The 22,339-nt window shown below is 71.4% G+C and carries 23 protein-coding genes; 2 read left to right on the forward strand and 21 right to left on the reverse strand.

Annotation, left to right across the window (positions count from 1 at the left end; all coding sequences use genetic code 11):
* Window positions 1–29: 29 nt before the first annotated feature.
* From AB0K14_RS15020 to ftsW, 12 genes are all read right to left on the reverse strand, one after another.
* Window positions 30–554 (reverse strand): hypothetical protein, encoded by a 525-nt coding sequence (locus tag AB0K14_RS15020; RefSeq protein ID WP_360465850.1) that lies wholly within the window; start codon window positions 552–554, stop codon window positions 30–32.
* A 28-nt stretch (window positions 555–582) separates the two neighbouring features.
* Entirely contained in the window at window positions 583–1,398 is an 816-nt protein-coding gene (locus AB0K14_RS15025) for a DivIVA domain-containing protein (protein WP_360465848.1), read from the reverse strand.
* Window positions 1,399–1,443: 45 nt separating this feature from the next.
* On the reverse strand, window positions 1,444–1,728 hold the full coding sequence (locus tag AB0K14_RS15030) for a YggT family protein (protein WP_033437765.1): 285 nt from the start codon (window positions 1,726–1,728) through the stop codon (window positions 1,444–1,446).
* Window positions 1,729–1,748: 20 nt separating this feature from the next.
* On the reverse strand, window positions 1,749–2,366 hold the full coding sequence (locus tag AB0K14_RS15035) for a cell division protein SepF (RefSeq protein WP_360465845.1): 618 nt from the start codon (window positions 2,364–2,366) through the stop codon (window positions 1,749–1,751).
* 71 nt (window positions 2,367–2,437) lie between these two features.
* Complete coding sequence (locus AB0K14_RS15040) at window positions 2,438–3,136, reverse strand: YggS family pyridoxal phosphate-dependent enzyme (protein WP_360465842.1); 699 nt, start codon at window positions 3,134–3,136, stop codon at window positions 2,438–2,440.
* Window positions 3,133–3,837: a peptidoglycan editing factor PgeF gene (gene pgeF / locus AB0K14_RS15045; RefSeq protein ID WP_360465840.1), complete on the reverse strand. Its 705-nt coding sequence runs from the start codon at window positions 3,835–3,837 to the stop codon at window positions 3,133–3,135. The genes AB0K14_RS15040 and pgeF overlap by 4 nt, the downstream gene beginning before the upstream one ends.
* Before the next feature lie 293 nt (window positions 3,838–4,130).
* The gene (gene ftsZ, locus AB0K14_RS15050) at window positions 4,131–5,462 is read right to left on the reverse strand and encodes a cell division protein FtsZ (RefSeq protein WP_360447583.1); all 1,332 of its coding nucleotides are present in this window, start codon (window positions 5,460–5,462) and stop codon (window positions 4,131–4,133) included.
* Window positions 5,463–5,671: 209 nt separating this feature from the next.
* On the reverse strand, window positions 5,672–6,184 hold the full coding sequence (locus AB0K14_RS15055; RefSeq protein WP_360447581.1) for a DinB family protein: 513 nt from the start codon (window positions 6,182–6,184) through the stop codon (window positions 5,672–5,674).
* 92 nt (window positions 6,185–6,276) lie between these two features.
* Window positions 6,277–7,044: an FtsQ-type POTRA domain-containing protein gene (locus AB0K14_RS15060; protein WP_360447579.1), complete on the reverse strand. Its 768-nt coding sequence runs from the start codon at window positions 7,042–7,044 to the stop codon at window positions 6,277–6,279.
* Window positions 7,041–8,477, reverse strand: coding sequence for a UDP-N-acetylmuramate--L-alanine ligase (gene murC / locus AB0K14_RS15065; RefSeq protein WP_360447577.1), 1,437 nt, complete (start codon window positions 8,475–8,477; stop codon window positions 7,041–7,043). The genes AB0K14_RS15060 and murC overlap by 4 nt, the downstream gene beginning before the upstream one ends.
* Window positions 8,474–9,577: an undecaprenyldiphospho-muramoylpentapeptide beta-N-acetylglucosaminyltransferase gene (gene murG / locus AB0K14_RS15070; RefSeq protein WP_360447575.1), complete on the reverse strand. Its 1,104-nt coding sequence runs from the start codon at window positions 9,575–9,577 to the stop codon at window positions 8,474–8,476. The genes murC and murG overlap by 4 nt, the downstream gene beginning before the upstream one ends.
* A 35-nt stretch (window positions 9,578–9,612) precedes the next feature.
* Window positions 9,613–11,064: a putative lipid II flippase FtsW gene (gene ftsW / locus AB0K14_RS15075; RefSeq protein ID WP_360447573.1), complete on the reverse strand. Its 1,452-nt coding sequence runs from the start codon at window positions 11,062–11,064 to the stop codon at window positions 9,613–9,615.
* A gap of 136 nt (window positions 11,065–11,200) precedes the next feature.
* On the opposite strand from ftsW, the gene AB0K14_RS15080 reads away from it, so the two are divergent.
* Entirely contained in the window at window positions 11,201–11,689 is a 489-nt protein-coding gene (locus tag AB0K14_RS15080) for a hypothetical protein (protein ID WP_360447571.1), read from the forward strand.
* On the forward strand, window positions 11,686–12,042 hold the full coding sequence (locus AB0K14_RS15085; protein ID WP_360447569.1) for a hypothetical protein: 357 nt from the start codon (window positions 11,686–11,688) through the stop codon (window positions 12,040–12,042). The genes AB0K14_RS15080 and AB0K14_RS15085 overlap by 4 nt, the downstream gene beginning before the upstream one ends.
* On the opposite strand, the gene AB0K14_RS15090 is transcribed toward AB0K14_RS15085, so the two are convergent.
* From AB0K14_RS15090 to mraZ, 9 genes are all read right to left on the reverse strand, one after another.
* On the reverse strand, window positions 12,039–12,212 hold the full coding sequence (locus AB0K14_RS15090; RefSeq protein WP_360447567.1) for a DUF397 domain-containing protein: 174 nt from the start codon (window positions 12,210–12,212) through the stop codon (window positions 12,039–12,041). The genes AB0K14_RS15085 and AB0K14_RS15090 overlap by 4 nt on opposite strands.
* A 16-nt stretch (window positions 12,213–12,228) precedes the next feature.
* On the reverse strand, window positions 12,229–13,596 hold the full coding sequence (gene murD / locus AB0K14_RS15095; protein ID WP_360447565.1) for a UDP-N-acetylmuramoyl-L-alanine--D-glutamate ligase: 1,368 nt from the start codon (window positions 13,594–13,596) through the stop codon (window positions 12,229–12,231).
* Between the two features lie 2 nt (window positions 13,597–13,598).
* On the reverse strand, window positions 13,599–14,687 hold the full coding sequence (gene mraY / locus AB0K14_RS15100) for a phospho-N-acetylmuramoyl-pentapeptide-transferase (protein ID WP_360447563.1): 1,089 nt from the start codon (window positions 14,685–14,687) through the stop codon (window positions 13,599–13,601).
* Window positions 14,684–16,144, reverse strand: a complete 1,461-nt coding sequence (gene murF / locus AB0K14_RS15105; RefSeq protein WP_360447561.1) for a UDP-N-acetylmuramoyl-tripeptide--D-alanyl-D-alanine ligase — start codon at window positions 16,142–16,144, stop codon at window positions 14,684–14,686. The genes mraY and murF overlap by 4 nt, the downstream gene beginning before the upstream one ends.
* Window positions 16,141–17,670 carry a UDP-N-acetylmuramoyl-L-alanyl-D-glutamate--2,6-diaminopimelate ligase gene (locus AB0K14_RS15110; protein WP_360447559.1) on the reverse strand — a complete coding sequence of 510 codons (1,530 nt, stop codon included), beginning with the start codon at window positions 17,668–17,670 and terminating at the stop codon, window positions 16,141–16,143. The genes murF and AB0K14_RS15110 overlap by 4 nt, the downstream gene beginning before the upstream one ends.
* 228 nt (window positions 17,671–17,898) lie before the next feature.
* A complete protein-coding gene (locus AB0K14_RS15115) occupies window positions 17,899–19,809 on the reverse strand; it encodes a penicillin-binding protein 2 (protein WP_364338141.1) in 1,911 nt (636 codons plus the stop codon).
* 55 nt (window positions 19,810–19,864) lie between these two features.
* The gene (locus AB0K14_RS15120) at window positions 19,865–20,620 is read right to left on the reverse strand and encodes a hypothetical protein (RefSeq protein ID WP_360447555.1); all 756 of its coding nucleotides are present in this window, start codon (window positions 20,618–20,620) and stop codon (window positions 19,865–19,867) included.
* Complete coding sequence (gene rsmH / locus AB0K14_RS15125) at window positions 20,617–21,564, reverse strand: 16S rRNA (cytosine(1402)-N(4))-methyltransferase RsmH (RefSeq protein ID WP_360447607.1); 948 nt, start codon at window positions 21,562–21,564, stop codon at window positions 20,617–20,619. The genes AB0K14_RS15120 and rsmH overlap by 4 nt, the downstream gene beginning before the upstream one ends.
* 169 nt (window positions 21,565–21,733) lie before the next feature.
* On the reverse strand, window positions 21,734–22,165 hold the full coding sequence (mraZ, locus tag AB0K14_RS15130; RefSeq protein ID WP_106613421.1) for a division/cell wall cluster transcriptional repressor MraZ: 432 nt from the start codon (window positions 22,163–22,165) through the stop codon (window positions 21,734–21,736).
* Window positions 22,166–22,339 lie beyond the last annotated feature (174 nt).

Genomic DNA, 22,339 nt, shown 5'->3' on the forward strand with positions numbered 1-22,339 from the left:
TCCGAGCCCGGCCAGGCGGAACCGCGCGGCTAGGCGGGTTCGGAGTGGTCCGCGGCCCGCTTGCGGGCCGCCAGGCCGGCGTCCGGGCGGCACGCCGCGCACGGCGTGAAGCCCAGTTGGCGTGCCTCGTCGACGGGCAGGCCCAACGACGTGCGGGCGGTGAGCACGGAGCAGTCCGCCAGGTGGTAGCGCGGACGTTCGTCCAGCACCCGCACCTCGTCGGTGAGCTCGCTCACGATCAAGGCGTCGGCCGCGTCGGTGTCCTCCTCGCCAGGCTCGACATCCGCCTGATCGGGTGGACCGCTCGGCGCGTCGTCCTCGGCGCCCGCAACCGGGGCCGGTCGAACAGCCGCGTCCGGCTGGTGCCCGACGACTGCGGCGCCGGCAGCCCTGGGACCCGACCGGCGGCGGAGCCACCAGTCGAGCACCAGGACCACGGCAGCGGCCCCGCTCGTCCCCACGGACAACCAGGCCCAGTGGGTCTGGGCGCTGGTCAGCGCGGGCACGAGCAACCCCAGGGCTGCCAGCACCAACAGCAGGACTATGTAGAGCACGTGCAGCAGACTAGATCAGCAACGCCGATCAGCCGGCCTCGGCGCGCGCCCCGAACGAGTACCCGCCCTGCTGGCGGCTGTCGGACGGCGCGGCGGGGCCGCGGTCCTGCAGGTCGCGCAACGAGGACTCCAGCATCGTCTTGAGCCGGGTGCGGTACTCGCGCTCGAAGGTCTGCAGCTTGTCGATCTGCTTCTCGAGCGTGTTCTTCTCCTGGGTGATGTTGCCCATCACCTCGGCGTGCTTGCGCTGCGCGTCGCGGTCGAGCGCGCTGGCCTTCTCACGGGCCTGCCGCTCCAGCGTCTCGGCGCGGGTTCGTGCGTCGTTGAGCATGGTCTCGGCACGCGTGCGCGCCTCGTTGACCATCGTGTCGGCCTTGGACCGAGCCTCGGACAACAGCTGCTCGGACTTGGTCCGGGCCTCCGAGAGCATCCCGTCGGCCTCGGCCTTGGCCTCGCCGGTGAGCCGGTCGGCCATCTCCTGCGCCAGACCGAGCACCTTGGCCGCCTGGACGTGGTGGTCACCACCACCGCCGGGCGAGGTCTGCTCCAGCGCCGAAGGGGGCGGCACCGGTGCGAGCCTGCGGGGCTCGTCCACGACGCGGCTCGGGCCGACGCCTGCGGCAACCTTCGCCCGGGCATCTTCGAGGTCGGCACGCGCGGTCTCGACCTGCTGGTCGAGCTGCTCGACCTGCTGACGCAGGTCGTTGTTCTCCTCGATCAGGCGGGCCAGTTCGCCCTCAACCAGGTCGAGGAACGCGTCCACTTCGTCCTCGTTGTAGCCCCGCTTGCCAATCGGCGGCTTGCTGAACGCGACGTTGTGCACGTCCGCGGGGGTCAACGGCATCAGATCACCTCACGCACTCCTGGGCTGTGGACATCCCTGGTCCCCTCACCTGGGATCGGCTACTCGCATCAGAATGATAACGACCAGCAACAGCACAATAATGGACAAGTCCAGTCCGATGCCGCCGATCCGCACGGTCGGGATGATCCGACGCAGCAAGCGGACCGGAGGATCGGTCACGGTGTATACGGTCTCAAGCGCCACCGCGACCCCACCCGCAGGCCGCCATCCCCTGGCGAAACTACGGACGAGCTCCACGACGACACGCGCCGTGAGCAGCAGCCAGAACGAGAACAACACGTAGTAGACCACGAGCCAGAGGGCATCCACACGTTCAACTGTGCCACCACTCAGCCCTGGCTGAGGAACCCGCCCTCCGCGAGTCGCCTCCGGTCCTCGGCCGTGACGTCGATGTTGGGCGGTGAGAGAAGGAACACCTTGTTGGTGACCTTGTCGATCGAGCCCCTCAGCGCGAACGCCAGACCGGCCGCGAAGTCGACCAGCCGCTTGGCGTCCGCGTCGTTCATGTCGGTGAGGTTCATGATCACCGGGGTGCCGTCGCGGTAGTGCTCTCCGATGGTCCGCGCCTCGTTGTAGCTGCGCGGGTGCAGCGTGGTGATGCGGGCCAGCGGGTTGCTCGCGGGCTCGGGGGCGGGCCGCAGCCTGCCCACGGGCTCGCGCTGCGGCTCCACGGCCAGCGTGCCGTGCGTCTCCGGGTTCCACGGCCGGCGCGGGCGGGAGGCGCGTTCCGGCTCGTAGTCGCCCGCGTCGTCCAGCTCGGCGCGGTAGCCGTTGACCGGGCGACGACGCGCGGTGCGCTGCTCCGGGTACGGTTCGTAGTCGTCCGGGTCGGCGTACTCGGACCGGTAGTCCGCGTAGCGCCGGTCGTCGTCGTAGGCGGCCGGGTCGTCGGCGTACTCGGCGGGAACCATCCCGAAGTAGGCCTTCAGCTTGTGAAACCCGCTCATGGCTCGAGCCCTTCCTCCGCCGAGATCCCTACCCGCAAGGACGTCGCGGCCGTCCCAGAGGTTCCGGACAGTTACGGCGAGGCTAGTCTCCGGCTGCCCAGCAACGCTGTTCCGACACGCACGCACGTCGATCCGTGCGCTATCGCATCCTCCAGGTCACCGCTCATCCCCGCCGAGATCACGGTGGCACCGGGATGATCGGCTCGCAAGCGGGTTACCGCTTCGTATAGAGCGGCAAACGCCTGCTGTGGAGACATCCCGAGGGGTGCGACGGTCATCACACCTCGAAGAATAAGTTCACTCGATCGTGCTACGTGATCGGCCAGTCGCGGAAGGTCACCGATCGGGTGGCCGCCGCGGGTCTCGTCGCCGTCGATGCTGACCTGGAGCAGCACCTCGGTCGGTTCGGTCGCGGCCTTGGCGACGGCGTCGGCGAGCCGGGTCGAGTCGACCGTGTCGATCCGGTCGGCCCAGCGCAGGACGGACTTGGCCTTGTTGCGCTGGAGTGAGCCGACCATGTGCCACCTGGCCGCGGCGTCGGGGCGGAGCTCGGCGAACTCGGCGGTCTTGCGGTTCGCCTCCTGGTCCCGGTTCTCGGCGAACGCGGTGAGCCCGAGGTCGCTCAGGATCGCCACGTCCTCGGCCGGGAAGGTCTTGGTGACGGCCAGCAGCTCCACCTCGTCCCGCGACCGGCCCGCGGCGGCGCAGGCCTCGGCGATGCGCTCGGTGACCTCGGCCAGCGACAGGGCCAGCTCCTCGTGCCGGTTCACGGCTCCATCCAGACGACGCCCGCCAGCCGTCCCGTGCCCGGGTCGCGGCGGTGGCTGAACAGCGACCTCTCCTCGACCGTGCAGCGCGGGTCGATGCCGATCCTGCCCACGCCCGCGTCGGCGAGCTGCTGCCAGATGCCGGCGCGCAGGTCCAGGGCGGGCTTGCCGGACCGGGTCTTGGACGCGCTGCCGGGGAGGTGCTTCTCGACGTCGTCGCGCATGGCGGCGGGCACCTCGTAGCACTGGCCGCAGACGGACGGGCCGAGCAGGACCTCGACCCGGTCCTTGGCCGCGCCCAGTTCGACCATGCGGTCCAGGGCCGCCGGGACGACGCCGACCCGTGCGCCGACGCGGCCGGCGTGGACGGCGGCGATCACGCCCGCCTCCGGGTCGCCGAGCAGCACCGGCACGCAGTCCGCGGTCAGCACGACCAGCCCCAGCCGCTCGCGCGCCGTGACGACGGCGTCCGTGGCCTCCAGCGGCTCGCTCACCGGCCCGTCCACGACGCCGACCGTCCGGCCGTGCACCTGTTCCATCCAGACCAGCCGGTCCGGGCTCAGCCCGATGCCCTCCGCCAGCCGACGCCGGTTGGCGGCGACGGCGGCCGGGTCGTCACCGACGTGGTCACCGAGGTTGAAGGAGTCGTAGGGAGCTTTCGACACGCCGCCTTCGCGGGTGGTCAGGACACGACGGATGCGCACCCCCCAAGCTTCCCAGACCCCGCGAGTCGAACCTCCAGGTCCCGCGAGTCGAACCCTCAAGCCCCGCGAGTCGAACCCTCAAGACCCGCGAGTCGAACCCTCAGGACCCGCGAGTCGAACCTTCGCGTACCCCGAGTTCAACGCTCAGAACTGCGACTCGCCGTCCTGAGCGTTGAACTCGGGGGTCCTGAGCGTTCGACTCGCGGGAGCTGGAGGTTCGACTCGCGAGAGGGGGGAAGTAGAGCGCCGCGCCGTCCCGGGGGACGGCGCGGCGCGGGTAAGGCCGGCGGAGGTCAGCGCCGCATGAACGGCGGCACGTCGACCTCGTCGTCCGGGTCGTCCGTCACCGGCACGGCCCGGTTCGGCAACGACCCGCCGGTGTTCCCCGGCACGCCCGGCGACAGCGACCTCGGCATGGTCGGCTGCGGCGCGGCGTACGGGGACTGACCGTTGCCCGGGCCGGTCTGCGGCTGCTGCGGCACGGTCGGCCGCGGCACGACCGGCTGCTCCACCTGCTGCACGGGCTGCGGCTGGTGCTGCACCGGCTGCGGCTGCGGCACCTGCTGCACCGGCTGGGGCTGCGGGGTGTGGTTCACCTGACCCGCGGTGGCCGAGGCCACGGGCGTGCCACGCGGCGGGCTGGACAGAGCCTGCGGCTCCAACTTCTTGTGTGTCGGCCCGCCACTGTCAAAACCCGCCGCGATCACCGTGACCCGGACCTCGTCGCCGAGGGAGTCGTCGATCACCGTTCCGAAGATGATGTTCGCGTCGGGGTGGGCGGCCTCCTGCACCAGCGAGGCCGACTCGTTGATCTCGAACAGCCCGAGGTCGCTGCCACCGGCGATCGAGAGCAGCACGCCGTGCGCGCCCTCCATCGAGGCTTCCAGCAACGGCGAGTTGATCGCCTTCTGGGCGGCTTGCACCGCTCTGCCCTCGCCACGCGCCGAGCCGATGCCCATCAACGCGCTGCCCGCGCCGGACATGACCGACTTGACGTCGGCGAAGTCGAGGTTGATCAGACCGGGGGTGGTGATCAGGTCGGTGATGCCCTGGACACCGGACAGCAGCACCTCGTCCGCGGAGCGGAACGCGTCCATCAGCGAGACGCCGATGTCGCCGAGCTGCAGCAGCCGGTCGTTGGGGATCACGATGAGGGTGTCGCACTCGTTGCGCAGGGCCTGGATGCCGTCCTCGGCCTGCTTGGCGCGGCGCTTGCCCTCGAACGAGAACGGTCGCGTGACCACACCGATGGTCAACGCGCCGAGCTTGCGGGCGATCGAGGCGACCACGGGCGCGCCACCGGTGCCCGTGCCACCGCCCTCGCCGGCGGTCACGAACACCATGTCCGCGCCCTTGAGGACTTCCTCGATCTCCTCGCGGTGGTCTTCGGCGGCCTTGTGGCCGACTTCGGGATTGGCGCCGGCTCCCAGGCCGCGGGTGAGTTCGCGGCCGATGTCGAGCTTCACGTCGGCATCCGACATGAGCAGCGCCTGGGCGTCGGTGTTCACCGCGATGAACTCGACGCCCTTGAGCCCGACCTCGATCATGCGGTTGACGGCGTTGACACCGCCACCGCCGATGCCGACGACCTTTATCACCGCGAGGTAGTTGTGCGGGGGCGTCATCGGTCCGCCTTCCTGATCGTGTCCGTGCTCATGTGCTGGAGTGGATGACCACCGGTGTCACAGCCCGGACGGATCTCCACCCGGATTGAAACTCTCAACCAGAGGTTCAGAGTTATGTCAACCCCGTATGTTCCTGCTGGACGTTATGCATCGCGAATGCCTCGGTCCAGCAGCCACGCCGTGTTGTGTCCTGACCGGGTGAGCGGTCTTTACTCGCCGGTCACCCCGTCGAGCAGTTCCCGCACCACGTCCAGGTGCCCCGCGTGCCGACCCGTCTCCTCGATCATGTGGATCAGCACCCAGCGCACGGAAAGCTGCTTGTCGCCGCGGAACGCCACCTCGTGGTCGAGGTCGAGGCCCGCGACGAGTTCGCGACTCGCCCTGCACTGCGCAGCGTAGTCGGCGAGCAATCCCGAGATCGTCTCACCCGGCTCGACGCGCCAATCGGCGTCCGGGTCCTCCTTGGTGTAGGGGGCCTTCGACGGCCCTCCGGCCAGGGCCACCTCGAACCAGTAGTGCTCGACCCAGCGCAGGTGCTTGACGATGCCCGCGGCCGTGTTGAGCTGCGACGGGAGCACCGATCGGGCGGCGTCGGCGTCGGACAGCCCGGCGCACTTCAGCTCGATCGTGCCGCGCAGGAAATCGAGGAAACCGCTCAGCAGGACGCGTTCGTCGCCGGTGTAGGGCAGTTCGATCCGGTTGTCCACCGGCGTCTGGGTCATACCCGAAGTATCACCGCGGGAAGGGTCGTGGACGACGGACTTTCCCGGATACGTCCTGTGGCGGGTTTCACCACCTCGCCGGGTTTGCAGGTTTACGAGACGGTCGGCAGCTCGGGGCTGGACACGTCGAACACGCTGCCCTTGCGGGTCAGCAGGACGGCCAGCACGGCGGCCTTGCGGTCGGTCTCGGCCGAAGATCCCCAACGGGCCTCGCGGCCGCCGCTCAGGGACAGCCGCACGTCCGACGGCGAGTCCGCCGTGACGGTCCGCACGTCCTTGCGCAACGCCTCGGGGATCCGGGTCAGCACCTCCACCGCGGCGACGACCGCGTCCTGCGACACCTTCAGCTCCGGCAGCCCGTCCGGCGGCTGCACGACGGTCGCGTAGTCCTTGCCGGTCACGTCGACCAGGTGCGCGCCGTCGGGCACGATGATCACGCCGACCGGCTCCCGCTCGTCCACGGTGAGCCGCACGGTGCCGGGCACGACCCGTTCGACCACGACCCCGGCGACCCGGGGCAGCTCGCGGACCCGCCCGGCGACCGCGTCGACGTCCAGCCGCACCAGCGGCGTGCCGGACTCGACCGCAGCGGCCGCGCGCACCTCGTCGGCGCTCAGGTCGACGGTGCCGCGCACCTGCACCTCGCGGACACCCAGCACCGGCGTGAACCAGACCGTGCAGACCACGATGGTCACCACGGACATGGCGAGGATCGCGCCGAGCCGGCGGCGCACCACCTTGCGCCGGTACAGGCCGGCGCGCGACGGGCGACGTGGCGCGCCGCGGGGTCGACGGCGCGCCGCCGACCGCGAGCCGGGGCCGCCGGCCGCGGCCGGGCGACGACGCGCCTGGGTGGTCATGCCCGGTCCAGCTCGCCGACGATCTCCGGCCCGAGCATGGTCACGTCGCCCGCGCCCATCGTCACGACCACGTCGCCCTCCTCGACCATGCTCGCGACCAGCGCGGGCACCCGGTCGAACGACGGCTCGTAGACCACCTTGCCGACCTCCAGCGACACCAGGCCCGAGACCAGCGCGCCGCTCACGCCCGGCTCCGGCTCCTCGCGCGCGCCGTAGACGTCGAGCACCACCACCGCGTCGGCCAGGCCGAGCGCGGCGGCGAACTCCTCGGCGAACAGCCGGGTCCGCGAGTACAGGTGCGGCTGGAACACCACGACCAGCCTGCCGTCGCCCGCGACCGGGCGGGCGGCGGTGATCTGGGCGGCCACCTCGGTGGGGTGGTGGGCGTAGTCGTCGTACACCCGCACGCCCCGCGCCTGGCCCTTGAACTCGAACCGCCTGCGGACGCCGCCGAACGCGGCCAGGCCGACCAGCACGTCCTCGCGGTCCGCACCCAGTTCCAGGGCGGCGATCAGGGCGGCGATCGCGTTGCCCGCCATGTGCTCGCCGGGCACCGCCACGCGCACGTCCAGCACCTCGTTGCCGTCTTCCCCGGCAGGTGCGTCGCCGGTCGCCTCGCCGGCCAGCTCCACCCTGGCCACGCCACCGGAGTCGGCGGGCCGGTAGTCGATCAGGCGCACCGAGCCGGGACCGGTGGCCGTGCGGCCGTACGCGCGGACCCGGATGCCGAGCTTCGCGGCCCGTTCGGCCAGCGCCGCCGAGCCCGGGTCGTCCGCGCACGCGATCAGCACGCCGTCGGGCTGGATGCGCTCCAGGAACGAGTCGAACACCGCCACGTACGCCTCGACCGTGCCGTGGTGGTCGAGGTGGTCGGCCTCGACGTTGGTCACCACCGCGACCGAGGGCGAGAAGAAGAGGAACGAACCGTCGCTCTCGTCGGCCTCGGCGACGAACACGCCGCCGGTGCCCTGGTGGGCGTTGGCGCCGGACTCGTTGAGGTCGCCGCCGATCGCGAACGACGGGTCCATCCGGCAGTGCTGCAGGGCGACCGTGAGCATGGAGGTGGTGGACGTCTTGCCGTGCGTGCCGGCGACGCAGGCCACCCGGTGGTCGAGCATCAGCGCGGCCAGCGCCTCGGCGCGCCGCAGCACGACCGTGCCGCGTGCGCGGGCCTCCACCAGCTCGGGGTTGTCCTCGCGGATCGCGGTGGACACCACGACCGCCGTGGGGCCGCCGGACAGCTGGTCGAGGTTCGCGCCGGCGTGGCCGACCGCGATCGCCGCGCCCTGCGCCCGCAGCGCGAGCACGGTGCGCGAGTCCTTGGCGTCCGAGCCGGACACCTGCGCGCCGCGGGCGAGCAGGATCCGCGCGATGCCGCTCATGCCCGCGCCGCCGATGCCGACGAGGTGCACCCGGTCCAGGACGTCGCTCACTTCTCGACCACCTCCAGCACCATGCGGGCCAGCACCTCGTCGGCCTCGCGGTGGCCGGTGCTCAGCGTGGCCGTGGTCATCGCGGCCAGCCGGTTGCGGTCGGCGACCAGCGGGACCACGTTCGCCGAGATCCACTCCGGCGTCAGCTGGTCGTCCGGCACCAGGATGCCGCCGCCCGCGGCCACCACGGTGCTCGCGTTGAGCGCCTGCTCGCCGTTGCCGTGCGGCAGCGGCACGAACACCGCGGGCAGGCCCACGGCGGACACCTCGGCCACCGTCATCGCGCCGGACCGGCACAGCACCGCGTCCGCCGCCGCGTAGGCGAGGTCCATCCGGTCCAGGTACGGCACCGGCACGTACGGGGCCGCACCGGGCACCGACTGCACCGCGACGGTGTTCTTGGGCCCGTGCGCGTGCAGCACCGCGATCCCGGCCTGCGCGAACGCGGACGCGGCGCCGGACACCGCGTTGTTGATCGACCGGGCGCCCTGCGAGCCGCCGAACACCAGCAGCGTGGGCGCGGTCGGGTGCAGGCCGAAGTGGGCGCGGGCCTGCTGGCGCAGCTCGGCGCGCTTGAGCGAGGTGATCGAGTAGCGCAGCGGGATGCCGATGATCTCGGCGTCGGTCAGGCCCGAGTCGGGCACGGCCGCGGCGACCCGTTCGGCGAACTTCGCGCCGACCTTGTTGGCGAGCCCGGCCTTGGCGTTGGCCTCGTGCACCACGATCGGCACCCGGTTGCGGGCGGCGAGGTACGCGGGCAGCGCGACGTAGCCGCCGAAGCCGACCACGACGTCCGCGCCGACCCGTTCCAGCACCTCACGCGTGTGGCGGACGGCGCCGCGCACCCGCAGCGGCAGCTTCAGCAGGTCCGTCGTCGGCTTGCGCGGCATCGGCACCGGCGGGATCAGCTCCAGCGGGTAACCGCGGGCAGGCACGAGTCTGCTCTCCAGACCGCGCTCGGTGCCGAGCGCGACCACGCGCGCGTCGGGCCGCAGCCGCATGACCGCGTCGGCCAGGGCCAGGGCCGGCTCGATGTGCCCGGCGGTGCCGCCTCCGGCGACCACCACACACGGACCGGCCTGCTGGGGAACCCCGGTCACGCACTCCTCCTCGCGTCGTTTACCGCTTGTAGTGGCTAGCGCCCGTCACGCCGCCTGGACCTCACGTCCCGGTCCTGGCCGGCCTTTCGGGATTCGCGACGACGGTACTCCGACGGCGGAGCGTGACGACCGGCCATCCTCCGCTCGTCCACGGGCGGCGGCGCGGCCTTGCGACCGCGCGGCGGCGGTGAGGGCCGCACGGGACGGCGCTTCGGCGGCGGCTTGTACACCTCGGGCGCCGGCAGTTTCAGCACCCCGCCGACCCGGCCGGGGCCGAGCGACCGCAGCGCCGAGACCGCTTCCGGCTCGTGACGTGCGCAGTTGGCCAGGATGCCGAACACGAACATGGTCGTGACGACCGACGTGCCGCCGGAGGAGATCATCGGCAACGTGATGCCCGTGACCGGCAGCAACTGCACGACGTAACCGATGTTGATCGCGGCCTGCGCGACCAGCCAGACGGTCAGCGTCGCCGCCACCATGCGGATCCACGGGTCGGTGTTGCGCGCCGCGATCCGCAGGCCCACCACGGTGAGCAGCACGAACAGGCCGAGCACCAGCACGCAGCCGATGAACCCGAGCTCCTCGCCGATCACGGCGAAGATGAAGTCGCTGTGCACGTTGGGCAGGTAGCGCCACTTCGAGCTGCCGTTGGTGAGGCCCTTGCCGAAGAACCCGCCCTCCGCCAACGCGTACAGCGCCTGCAACGCCTGGAGCCCGTCACCCTGCGGATCCGCCGCCGGGTTGAGGAACGTGTGCACGCGCTTGAAGCGGTAGTCCGAGCCGAGCGCGAGCACCAGCGCGCCGGTCACCGCGCCGATCGTGATGATCCCGAAGATCCGCATGGGCGCGCCGACGAACCACAGCAGGCTCATCAGCACGACACCGAGCGTGATCGTGCCGCCGAGGTCGGGTTGGAGCATCACGAGCGCGAACACCAGCATCGCCACCGGCACGACCGGGACCAGCAGGTGCCGGTACTGGTCCAGCAGGGCGCGCTTGGTGACCAGGACGTGCGCGCCCCAGAGCGCGAGCGCGAGCTTCGCCGGTTCGATCGGCTGGAACGAGATCGGCCCGACGGTGAACCACGACTGCGCGCCGCCCAGGACCGAGCCGAGCGGGGTGAGCACCAGGACCAGCAGGATCACGGAGACCAGCATCGCCATCGTGCTGCCGTGCCGGATCGTGCGCAGCGGTATGCGCAGGACGACCAGGAAGACGATCGCGCCGACGCCCACGTACAGCAGTTGCTTCTTGAACACGCTGTAGGCCGACGCGCCCTCCGCCACCTCGCCCGGGGCGGACGCGGACAGCACCATGATCAGGCCGAGCACGGTCAGCAGGCCGAAGATCGCCAGCAGCAGGTGGAAGTCCGCCAGCGGACGACCGAGCCAAGCGGTCAGCGAAGTCCGCACCGCGACCACCCGCTTGGTGCGCCGTGCCGCTCTTGGCGGTCGCTCCACCGGGGTCCGGTCCACCGCAGTCATGCACCCATCGTCTCCCGCGCGGGTCGGTGAAACCCGCCAATCGACCGCGTGTCGCGCGACGCGACCGTGATCACTGCCAAGCACCCGCTCGGCACTGCGGATGGCCCCAGCGTGAGTTTTAAGGTAGTTTGCAACTATGTCCACCGGAGTTACGGAGATCAACTTCAGCGATCTGTCGAACAAGCCGGCCGACTCCGTCCGGAAGCTCCAGGAGTCGCCGAGCCGGACGCTGCTCGTGCACCGTCGCGGTGACGAAGAAGACCTGGTGCTCACGACAGCCAGCAGGGCGCAGGAGGTGCGCGAGGTCGTATCGACCACGACAGCCCTCTTCGTAGCGCTGATGCAGCACAGCGAGGGTGTCCGGGACCTGGTGACCGATGTGCTGCCCACAGCGCTTCCGTGGGTCCGGTTCCTGCCCCGCGAGGACGTGCAGGCGTTCGTCGTGGAACTCGTGCAGACCCTGGAGGCCGCCGACTCGCTGGGCACTCCGGCCCCGGTCGTGCGGCTCATCAGCGAGTGGCAGCACACGGCTGAGGTCCACGCCGATCCTCGACTTCTCGCGATCCTCCAACAGGACGGCGAGGACTTGGGTGACGTTGCCGAACCTGGAGCGGCTACCGCGTGAGCCCGAAGAAAGGCGACGCGGTCGCACCGCCGACCGTGGGCACGGAGTGGCGCATTCGCTACTGCACCAACGAGGCGATCAAGGGTTGGCAGGACCTGGAATCCCGAGCGGCGGAGAACTTGCGCAAGGCCTGGGAGGTCATGCGCAACGACCCCGGACCCGGACCCGGCAAGCCAAGCAACCGCCACCACCAGCTCAGGGGCAGTTTGGGCAGCGGCACACACGGCGGACATGCGTTGCCCCGCTGGCAGATCGAAGTCACCGGCGGCGACCGCATCTGGTACCTGTTGGACGTGGACAAGCACACCGTGTGGGTCCAGTACGCCGGCGCCCATCCCAAGGCCACCGACTAGACCTTCGAACGCTGGACGGCGTCCCGCTTGACACCCGCCAGGAAGATCTCCACGGAACGCCCGCTGAGCTCCGGCGCGGGGCCGGAGGTGTACTTGTTGTCCCGAGCCCGGAACGCGTCAGCTGACGAAGCCACCTCGACGCAGTTGCCGCCCACCCTCTCGAAGACCACGACCGGTCCTTGAGGATCACTCGCCGCGGGGGCCGACCAGTTCCAGCACGGCGTCGGTGAACGCCTGCCCGCGATGCGCGTAGTCGGTGAACATGTCCATCGACGCCGCCGCCGGCGCCAGCACGACCGCGTCCCCGTCCCGCGCCATCGAACGAGCGGCCCGCACCGCGTCCTGCATCGTGGCGTCGGCCAACACCGCCACGGGCACCGACGGCGCGTACCTCGACAGCGCCGAAGCGATCACCTCGCGGTCCGCCCCGATCAACACCGCCCCGCGCAACCGGTGGCCCTCGTCGCGCACCAGCTCGTCCACCGAAGCGCCCTTGAGCAACCCGCCGGCCACCCACACCACGCTCTCGTGCGACCGCAACGACGCCGCCGCGGCGTGCGGGTTGGTGGCCTTGGAGTCGTTGACGTACGAAACCCCACCGGCCGTGGCCACCGGCACCGCCCGGTGCGCCCCGGGCCGGAACGCGCGCAACCCCCGGGCCACCGCCGAGGCCGGCACGCCGTGCGCACGGGCCAGGGCCGCCGCCGCCAACGCGTCCGCGATCCCCGGCGGCCCGCCCGGCTGGACGTCGGCGACCGGCAGCAGCACCTCGTCCGCGGACCCGAACGCCCGGTCCACCAGCCGGCCGTCGTGCACGCCGAGCTGCCCCTCCTCCGGCGACCCGAGCGTGAAACCGACGTGCGCGGCCGCCGGCGACGAGGCCAGGAGCCCCGCCACGACGGGATCGTCCACCCCGCCGACGGCGACCTCGCCGGTCAGCACACCGGCCTTCGCCCCGGCGTACGCCTCGAACGTGCCATGCCAGTCCAGGTGGTCCTCGGCCAGGTTCAACAACACCCCGGCGAACGGCCGCACGGACGGCGACCAGTGCAGCTGGAAGCTCGACAGCTCCACCGCCAGCACCCGGCGACCGGCCAGCAGCGCGTCCACCACGGGCAGGCCCACGTTGCCGCACGCCACCGCGTCGATGCCGGCCGCGAGCAGGATCGACTCCAGCATCCCGACGGTCGTGGTCTTGCCGTTCGTCCCGGTCACCGCGAGCCACGTCGGCGGGTCGGCCAGTTCCAGCCCCATCCGCCAGGCCAGCTCGACCTCGCCGATCACCTCGATCCCGGCCGCCGTCGCCGCCTCCAGCAACGGGCTGGACGGACGCCACCCCGGGCTGGTCACGACGAGGTCCGTGCCGGACGGCGGTTCCACCAGGCCGGGCGTCAGCGTCACACCGGGCAGCAGCTGCTCCAGCGCGGCGAGGCGATCCGCCGAACCGTCGGTCACGGTGACGACCGCGTCGGCCGCCAGCAAGGCCTCCGCCGCGGACCGACCGGTCACCCCGGCGCCCGCTACGAGAACGCGACGACCTTCGAGGAATCCCATGGTCAGCTCTCTACCGCGGTCAGCCACTCACTGTAGAACAGGCCGAGCCCGAGCATGCAGCACATGCCCGCGAGCAGCCAGAACCGGATGATCACCGTGGTTTCCGCCCACCCGGCGAGTTCGAAGTGGTGGTGGAACGGCGCCATGCGGAACAACCGGCGCCGCGACGTGCGGAAGACCGCGACCTGCAGCACCACCGACAGGGCCTCGACCACGAACAGACCGCCGATGACGACCATCAGCAGCTCGGTGCGCGTGGTGATGGACAGGCCGGCGACCAGGCCGCCCAGCGCGAGGGAGCCCGTGTCACCCATGAAGATCTTGGCGGGCGCGGCGTTCCACCACAGGAAGCCGATGCAGCCGGCCATCGCGGCGGCGGCGACCAGCGCCAGGTCCAGCGGGTCGCGCACGTCGTAGCAGCCGGCCACGAGCAGGTTCGAGCAGTTGTAGCGGAACTGCCAGAAGCTGATCACCACGTAGGTGCCGAGCACCATCGCGGACGTGCCGCCGGCCAGGCCGTCCAGGCCGTCGGTCAGGTTCACCGCGTTGGACCAGGCGCTGATCGCGGCGTAGCAGAACACCACGAACCCGACGACGCCGAACGACACCACGGCGATGTCGCGCACGAACGACAGGTTCACCGAGGCGGGGGTGATCCCCTCCTTGTTCGGGAACTGCATGACCAGGACCGCGAAGATGATCGTGGCCACGAACTGGCCGACCAGCTTCGCGGTCTTGTTCAGGCCCAGGTTGCGCTGCTTGCGGATCTTGATGAAGTCGTCCAGGAAGCCGACGACGCCCAGCGACGTGGTCAGCATCAGCACCAGCAGGCCGGACGCGCTGGGCGTCTGGTCCTGGGCGGACGCCGACATGGAGTTCACCAGGTGCGCGCCGAGGTAGCCCGCCCACATCGCGACCAGGATCGCCACGCCGCCCATGGTGGGCGTGCCGCGCTTGGTCTTGTGGCTCTGCGGTCCCTCTTCGCGGATCTCCTGGCCGAAGCCCTGCCGGGAGAAGATCTTGATCAGGTACGGCGTCAGCATGATCGACGCGATCAGCGCGATGGCCGCCGCGATGAGGATGCTCTTCACTTGCTGACCGCCTCCAGGAGAGCCTCGGCAACCCGCCACAGGCCGTATGAGTTGGATGCCTTCACCAGGACGACGTCACCGGGCCGCACCTGGTCGCGCAGCAGCTCGACGGCCGCCGCCACGTCGGGCACCAAGATCGCTTCTTCGCCCCAAGATCCTTCCAGGTGCGCCCCTTGGTGCATAGCGCGGGCGTCCTGACCGACCACGACCAGCTTGTTGATGTCCAAGCGGACCGCGAGCCGGCCGATCTCGTCGTGCGCGCGGATCGAGTCCGCACCCAGTTCGGCCATCGGGCCCAGCACCGCCCAGCTCCGGCGGGCGGGCGTGGTGGCCCGGGAGATGGTGGCCAGCGACTTCAGCGCCGCACGCACCGACTCCGGGTTGGCGTTGTACGCGTCGTTGACGATCGTCACACCGTCAGGACGTTCGGAGACCGCCATGCGATGCGCGGAGACCCGTTCGGCGTTGCCGAGGCTGTGCGCGATCTGCTCGGGGGTCGAGCCGAGTTCGAGCGCGATCGCGGCGGCGGTGAGGGCGTTGCCGACCTGGTGCGGCCCGTGCACGGCCAGCCGCACGGCTGCCTCGCCTTGCGGCGTGACCAGCGTGAAGCGGGCGCGGGCCTGCTCGTCCAGCTCGACGTCCCTCGCGCGGACCTGCGCGTTCGCCTTCTCGCCGACGAGCACGACCTTGGCCCTGGTGCGGTCGGCCATGCCCGCGACGAGCGGGTCGTCGGCGTTGAGGACCGCGATGCCGTCCTCGGGCAGGGCCTCGACCAGCTCGCCCTTGGCCTGGGCGATGCCCTGGCGGGAGCCGAACTCGCCGAGGTGGGCGCTGCCGACGTTCAGCACGGCGCCGACGCGGGGCACGGCGACCTCGCACAGCTCGGCGATGTGCCCGACGCCGCGGGCGCTGAGCTCCAGGACCAGGAAGCGGGTGCTCTCGTCGGCCCGCAACGCCGTCCACGGGTGGCCCAGTTCGTTGTTGAACGACCCGGGCGGCGCGATGGTCGGCCCGAGCGGGGCCAGCACCTGGGCGATGAGGTCCTTGGTGGACGTCTTGCCGGACGAGCCGGTCACGCCGATGACGGTCAGGTTCTCTAGCCGGTCCGTGACGTGCCGGGCGAGCTTCGCCAGCGCCGCCAGCACCGCCGCGCCCGCGCCGTCGGTGTCGCCGGACAGCACGTAGGCGTTGCCCTCGGCCCTGTCGACGGGTGGCGCGATGACGGCGGGCGCGTCGACCGCACGGCCCGCCAGCACGCCGACCGCGCCCTGCGCGACGGCCTGGGCGGCGAAGTCGTGGCCGTCGACCCGTTCGCCGGGCAGCGCCAGGAACAGGCCGCCGGGGGTGAGCTTCCGGGTGTCGAACTCGACGCTGCCGGTGACCACCTCGGCGCCGGTGGCGTGGTGCAGCTTGCCGCCGACGACCTCGGCGATCTCGGCGAGGCTGAGCTTGATCACCGGGTGGCTCCTCTGATCGCTTCGGTCAGTGCGTCCACGTCGGAGAACGGGTGCACGACGCCCGCGACCTCCTGGCCGGTCTCGTGGCCCTTGCCCGCGACCACGACGACGTCGCCGGTGCGCGCGAGGGACACCGCGTGCTCGATGGCGCGGCGGCGGTCGCCGACCTCCACGACCTCGCCGCGCTCGTCGTCCGCCACGGCCAGCGCGCCGTCCAGCATCGCGGCCCGGATCACGGCCGGGTCCTCGCTGCGCGGGTTGTCGTCGGTGACGATCAGGACGTCGCTGCGACGTGCGGCCTCCTCGCCCATGAGGGGCCGCTTCGCGGTGTCCCGGTCGCCACCGCAGCCCAGGACCGTGATGACGCGGCCGGTGGCGCGGGCGCGGACCGCGTCCAGGGCGAGCGCGACGGCGGCGGGCTTGTGCGAGTAGTCCACGACGGCGGTGAAGTCCTGGCCCTCGTCCACGCGCTGCATGCGGCCGGGCACCTGGACGTCGCGCAGGCCGTCGCCGATGGCGTCCAGCCCGATGCCCCGCACGTGCAGGCAGGCGATGGCAAGCAGGGCGTTGGCGACGTTGAAGTCGCCGGGCAGGCTGAGCTCGACGTCGAGCCGCAGGCCGTCCGGGCCGTGCGCGGTGAACCTCTGCTCGCCCGTGGCCGACACCGTGACGTCGGTGGCCGTCCAGTCCGCGGGCTTGGTGGTCGCCACCGTGACGGTGTGGTCCTTGACCAGGCGCGGACCCCACTCGCCGTCCACGCAGACCACCTCGGTGCGGGCCCGGCCGTCGAACAGCTCGGCCTTGGTCCGGAAGTAGTCCTCCATGTCGGGGTGGAAGTCCAGGTGGTCCTGGGAGAGGTTGGTGAACGCGCCGACCCCGAACGCGACGCCGCCCACGCGGCCCAGCCGCAGCGCGTGGCTGGAGACCTCCATGACGACGTCCGTGGTGCCGCACTCGACCATCACGGCCAGCAGTGCTTGCAGGTCAGGGGCCTCGGGGGTGGTGAGGGCGCTGTCGAGCCTGCGGCCCGCGACCCGCGTCTCGACCGTGCCGATGAGCCCGGTGGCGCGTCCGGCCGCGCGCAGCGCCGACTCGATCATGTAGCTGGTGGTGGTCTTGCCGGACGTGCCGGTCACCCCCCACACCGCCAGCCTGGTCGACGGGTAGCCGTAGACGCAGGCGGCCAGCAGGCCGAGCGCGGCGCGCGGGTCCGGGTGGACCAGCACGGGCACGCCGTGGACCTTCTCCGCGCCCTCGGCGTCGGTCAGCACGGCCACCGCGCCGTTCGCCACGGCCTGGGCGGCGAAGTCGGCGCCGTGCACCCGCGTGCCCGGCAGCGCGGCGAACAGGTCCCCCGGCCGCACGTGCTGGGCGCGCAACGTCACGCCGCTGACCTGGACGTGAGCCCGGTCGGGGGCGGTCAGGTGCGCGTCGACGGTCGTGGCGAGCTCGGACACGGCTACGGGCTGGGTGCGGGAAGGGCGAGGCGGAGCGGTCGCGACCTTGCCCTCTAGCTTGGCAGGCACGCGCGGAAGGCTACCGGCGCACGGAGAGTGTTCGTCCGGCACGTCCACTCCGGACCGGCTCACCGCACTCCTCCACTCCTGGAACCCGCATGGCCCACGTCTGGAACCCGAACGGCCCACGCCTGAAACCTGAATGGATTACACATAAGGGGACGTCCGGGGTGGACCCAACCCGCGCCGGCCCGGACGGCGACCGCGCGGGCGAAGGCGTTGGCGGGAACCCGGACTTCAGAGCACCAGCGGCACGGTCGGGCTCTGCTCCGCCGACATCGGGACCTGGTAGCGCTGCGACAGGTACGAGGCGACGTCGCGGAACAGCGGCGCGGCCGACTGCGGGCTCTCGGTCGGGTTGTCCAGCATGATGCCGACCACGAACCGGGGGTTGTCGGCGGGCAGGATGCCGGCGAACGTGATCCAGTAGTCCGAGCTGCTGTAGCAGCCGCACTTGGGGTCGATCTGCTGCGCGGTCCCCGTCTTGCCGCTGATCTGGTAGCCCGGCAGCGCCGCCGGCGTCCCGGTCCCGCTCTGCACCAGCGCATCCGGCCCCGACGCGTTCTGCATCACCGAGCGGAACATGTCGCGCACCGTCTTGGCCGTCTGCGGCGACACCACCCGCTCGCCGTCGGGCGGGCTCATCTCCTTGCGTCCGCCGTCGTCGGACACCTCGGCGCGCACGATCCGCGGCGGGATGCGCACGCCGTCGTTCGCGATCGCCTGGTACATGCTGGTCATCTGCAACAACGTCATGTTCAGGCCCTGCCCGATCGGCAGGTTGCCGAACGTCGACCCGGACCACTGGTTGAGCGGCGGCACGTACCCCGGCTCCTCGCCGGGCAGCCCGGACTGGGTGCGCTTGCCCAGCCCGAACTTGCGCAGCATGTCGGAGTACCGGTCCTGGCCGATCTTCTGCGCGGTCAGCAGCGTGCCCACGTTGGACGACTTGGCGAACACCCCGGTGAACGTCATGTCCAGCGGACCGTGCTGCCACCAGTCGCTGATGGTCCGGTCGGCGACCTTGATCCGGCCGTCGACCTCCAGCACGCTGTCCGGCTGGTAGATGCCGTCCTCGATGGCGGCCGCCGCGGTCACCACCTTGTTCACCGAGCCCGGCTCGAACACCGACGTGACGGCGATGTTGCGCAGCTGGTCCTCGGTCGCCTTGCCGAAGTCGTTCGGGTCGAACGTCTTGTCGTTGGCCATCGCGAGGATCTCGCCGGTCCGGACGTCGAGCACCACCGCCGACCCGCTGCGGGCCTTGGTCTTCTTCGTGTACTCGGTGACCATGCCCTGCAACGCGTACTGCGTGTCCACGTCCAGGGTCAGTTCGAGGCTCTTGCCCGGGATGGCGGCGGCCAGCTCGCGCGACCGGTTCGGGCCGGGGATGACGACGTTGTCGTTGCCCTGCATGGTGTCCACGATCCGCTGCCCGTTGCTGCCGGCGAGCAGGTTGTCCTGCGCGATCTCCAGGCCGAGCAGGCCGCGCGTGGCGGGAGGGTCCTCGTTCTTGCGCCAGTTCGCCGCGCCGATGATGTTCGACGCCAGCTCGCCGTTCGGGTACACGCGCACGGCCCGGTACTCGGAGCCGACGTTGTTGTACTTCTCGGTGATGACGGCGGCCTTGCCCGGGTCGACGTTGTCGACCAGCTCCACGTAGGTGGTGTCCAGGGACAGCTTGGCGAGCATGGTGTCGCGGTCGGTCTTCTGCCCGGCGACCTCCTTGCCCAGCGTCTGCTCGATGAACGCGGCGATGTCGGCGATGCGGTCCTCGAAGCTGCCGATGTCCGGGTCGGCCGCGAGCGCCGTCGCCCACTCCTCGCGCATCCGCGGCGGCACGACGTAGAGCGCGCGCGCCTCCACGCTGAACGCCAGCTGGTTGCCGTTGCGGTCCAGGATCGAACCGCGCGGCGCCGGGATGTCGATCTCCGTGGCGCGTTGCCGCTCGGCCTGCGCGGACAACGCCTCCGCCTGGAAGCCCTGGACCTGCACCAGCTTGACACCGGCCAGCAGCAGCGCGCCCACGAGCAGCAGCCGGCCCACCGCGAGGCGGACCCGGCTGTTGCCACCGCGCCGACGCCCGGGAGCGGGCCCCCGGACGGACAACGGGCGTCGCACGGGTCTGCCCCGACTGGGCCCCGGCATCACTGACCTCCTGGTACCGGTTGGTGCACGGTTCGTGTCCGAGCCTGGTCCGTCGCTAGCCCTGCGGGGGCTGTTGCCCGGCTTGGCCTTCGGTGGGCGGCGGCGTGGTCTGCCCCGGCGCGGTCTCCGGCGCGGCTTGGCCTTGCGCGGTCTGCCCCTGAGCCGCCTGGTCCTGCGTCGTCTGGTCCTGCGTCGTCTGGTCCTGCGTCGTCTGGTCCTGCGTCGTCTGGTCCTGCGTCGTCTGGCCTTGCGTCGTTTGGCCCTGCGCCTGGGCGGGCGGTGGCCCGGCGGACGTCGAGGTGGAAGGGCTGGGCGGCGGCTGGACCGCGGACGGCTTGCCGTAGATCTCGACCGACCCGTCCGGGAGCTGGCGCAACCGGGCCGGGTCGCCCGCCGGGATCAGGCCGAGCTTCGCCGCGGCCTCGGCCAGGCTCAGCGGCGACTCGGCCAGCGCGACCTCCCGCCGCAGCTGGTCGACCTGCCGCGCGAGCCGGGTCTCCTCGGCACGCGCGTCCTGCAGCCGGTACGAGTCCGCGGTCGCCTGGGTGGACAGCCACATGATCGCCGCGATGCCCACGCCGAGCACGACCATCACCATCACCACGAACGGCGCCTTGGGCGCCACCGCCGGCTGCCGGGTGACCGCCGGTCCGCGCTTGGACGACGTGCGCTGGGCCCGCCGGGCGTAGGCGCGCTCGGCCGCGGCGGAGCGACGACGCTCCGGCGGCACGGCCTTCAGCGCGCGCTCGCCCGGCTTGGAGGGCCTGGCCGGGGACGGCACGCCGCCGCCGGTCCGTGCCGGCGCGGTCATGTCGCCTCCCGGATGCGTTCCGCCGCTCTCAGTCGCACCGAGGCGGCCCTGGGGTTCTCTTCGATCTCCTGCTCGTTCGCCTGCTCCGCGCCCCTGGTCACCAGCCGCAGCTGGGGACCGTGCCCGGGCAGTTCGACCGGCAGGTCCTGCGGTGAGGTCGACGTGGCCAGCGCGGCGAACACCCGCTTGACCATCCGGTCCTCCAGCGACTGGTAGGCCTCCACGACGATCCGGCCACCGACGGCCAGCACCGACAGCGCGGCGGGCAGCGCCAGGCGCAGCGACTCCAGCTCCTGGTTCACCTCGATGCGCAACGCCTGGAACGTCCGCTTCGCCGGGTGGCCGCCCGTCCTGCGGGTCGCCGCGGGCACCACGTCGTACAGGAGCTCCACCAGCCGACCGCTGGTGGTGAACGGCTCGCGCTCCCGTTCCCGGGCCACCGCGCCCGCGATCTTGCGGGCGAACCGCTCCTCGCCGTAGTCGCGCAGGATCCGGGTCAGGTCGTCCACCGAGTAGGTGTTGAGCACGTCGGCCGCCGTCGTCCCCGTGCCCGCGCTCATCCGCATGTCCAACGGCGCGTCCTTGGAGTAGGCGAACCCGCGTTCCTCCGCGTCCAGCTGGAGCGAGGACACCCCGAGGTCCATCAGGATCCCGTCGACCTTCGCGCCGCCGACCGCCGAGGCGATCCCGTCGTACGTGGTCTGCACGAACTCCACGCGGTCGCCGAACGGCGCCAACCGCCGCCGGGACAGCTCGATGGCCTGCGGGTCGCGGTCCAACCCGATCAGCCGCAGCCGCGGGTGCGCCCGCAACACCGCCTCCGAGTGCCCGCCCAGACCGAGCGTGCAGTCCACGAACACGGCGTCCCGATCGGCCAACGCGGGGGCCAGCAGGGCCAGGACGCGGTCGAGCAACACCGGCACGTGCCGCGCCTGCTCCACCATGTCCCCTCCCTCGATGGTCACCCCTCACAAATGAAGAAATTCGGGTGTCGTCAGGTCCCCGCCCGCCCGTCGGACCTGGCGCCGGGGAAGGTGCGCCAGGGCCGAAAGCCGAGCGGACCGAGGCCTCACGGCACCCGAAACCTCGAAACAAACGGCCGATCCAGCCGGTCTAGAAGACGCCGGGCAGCACCTCCTCGCGCGCCGTGGCGTAGCTGTCCTCGTGTTCGTCGAGGTAGCGCTGCCACGCCTGCGCGTCCCAGATCTCCAGGCGGTTGATCGCGCCGATGACCACGCACTCCTTGGTCAACCCCGCGTACCGCCGCAGCTCCGGTGCGATCGACACCCGGCCCTGGCCGTCCGGCCGCTGCTCGTCGGTCCCCGCGAACAGGTAGCGCTGGTAGGCGCGGACCGCCTCGTTGGTGAAAGGAGCCTCCGCCACCTTGCGCGCCATCTGCTCGAACTCGGCCCGCGGGAACACGTAGAGGCAGTGGTCCTGGCCCTTGGTGACCATCAGACCCCCCGCTAGCGCGTCCCGGAACTTCGCAGGCAGCGTCAGTCGGCCCTTGTCGTCCAGCCTCGGGTAGTGCGTGCCCAAGAACACGGCGCCCACCTCCCGACGCCGGAAGATTCACTTCCGACCGGCAGTGGAGCCCCCGTCTGCCCCACCGGCCGCCACAGTACCCCACTTTTCACCACAGTCAACGCTGAAACGGGTGGTTGCACGCACCGCGCCGGGACGTTTACGCAGGTAGAACGAAGATGGCTGGGCTGGAGC

The organism is Actinosynnema sp. NPDC050801 (assembly GCF_040673975.1).
GTDB lineage: Bacteria > Actinomycetota > Actinomycetes > Mycobacteriales > Pseudonocardiaceae > Actinosynnema.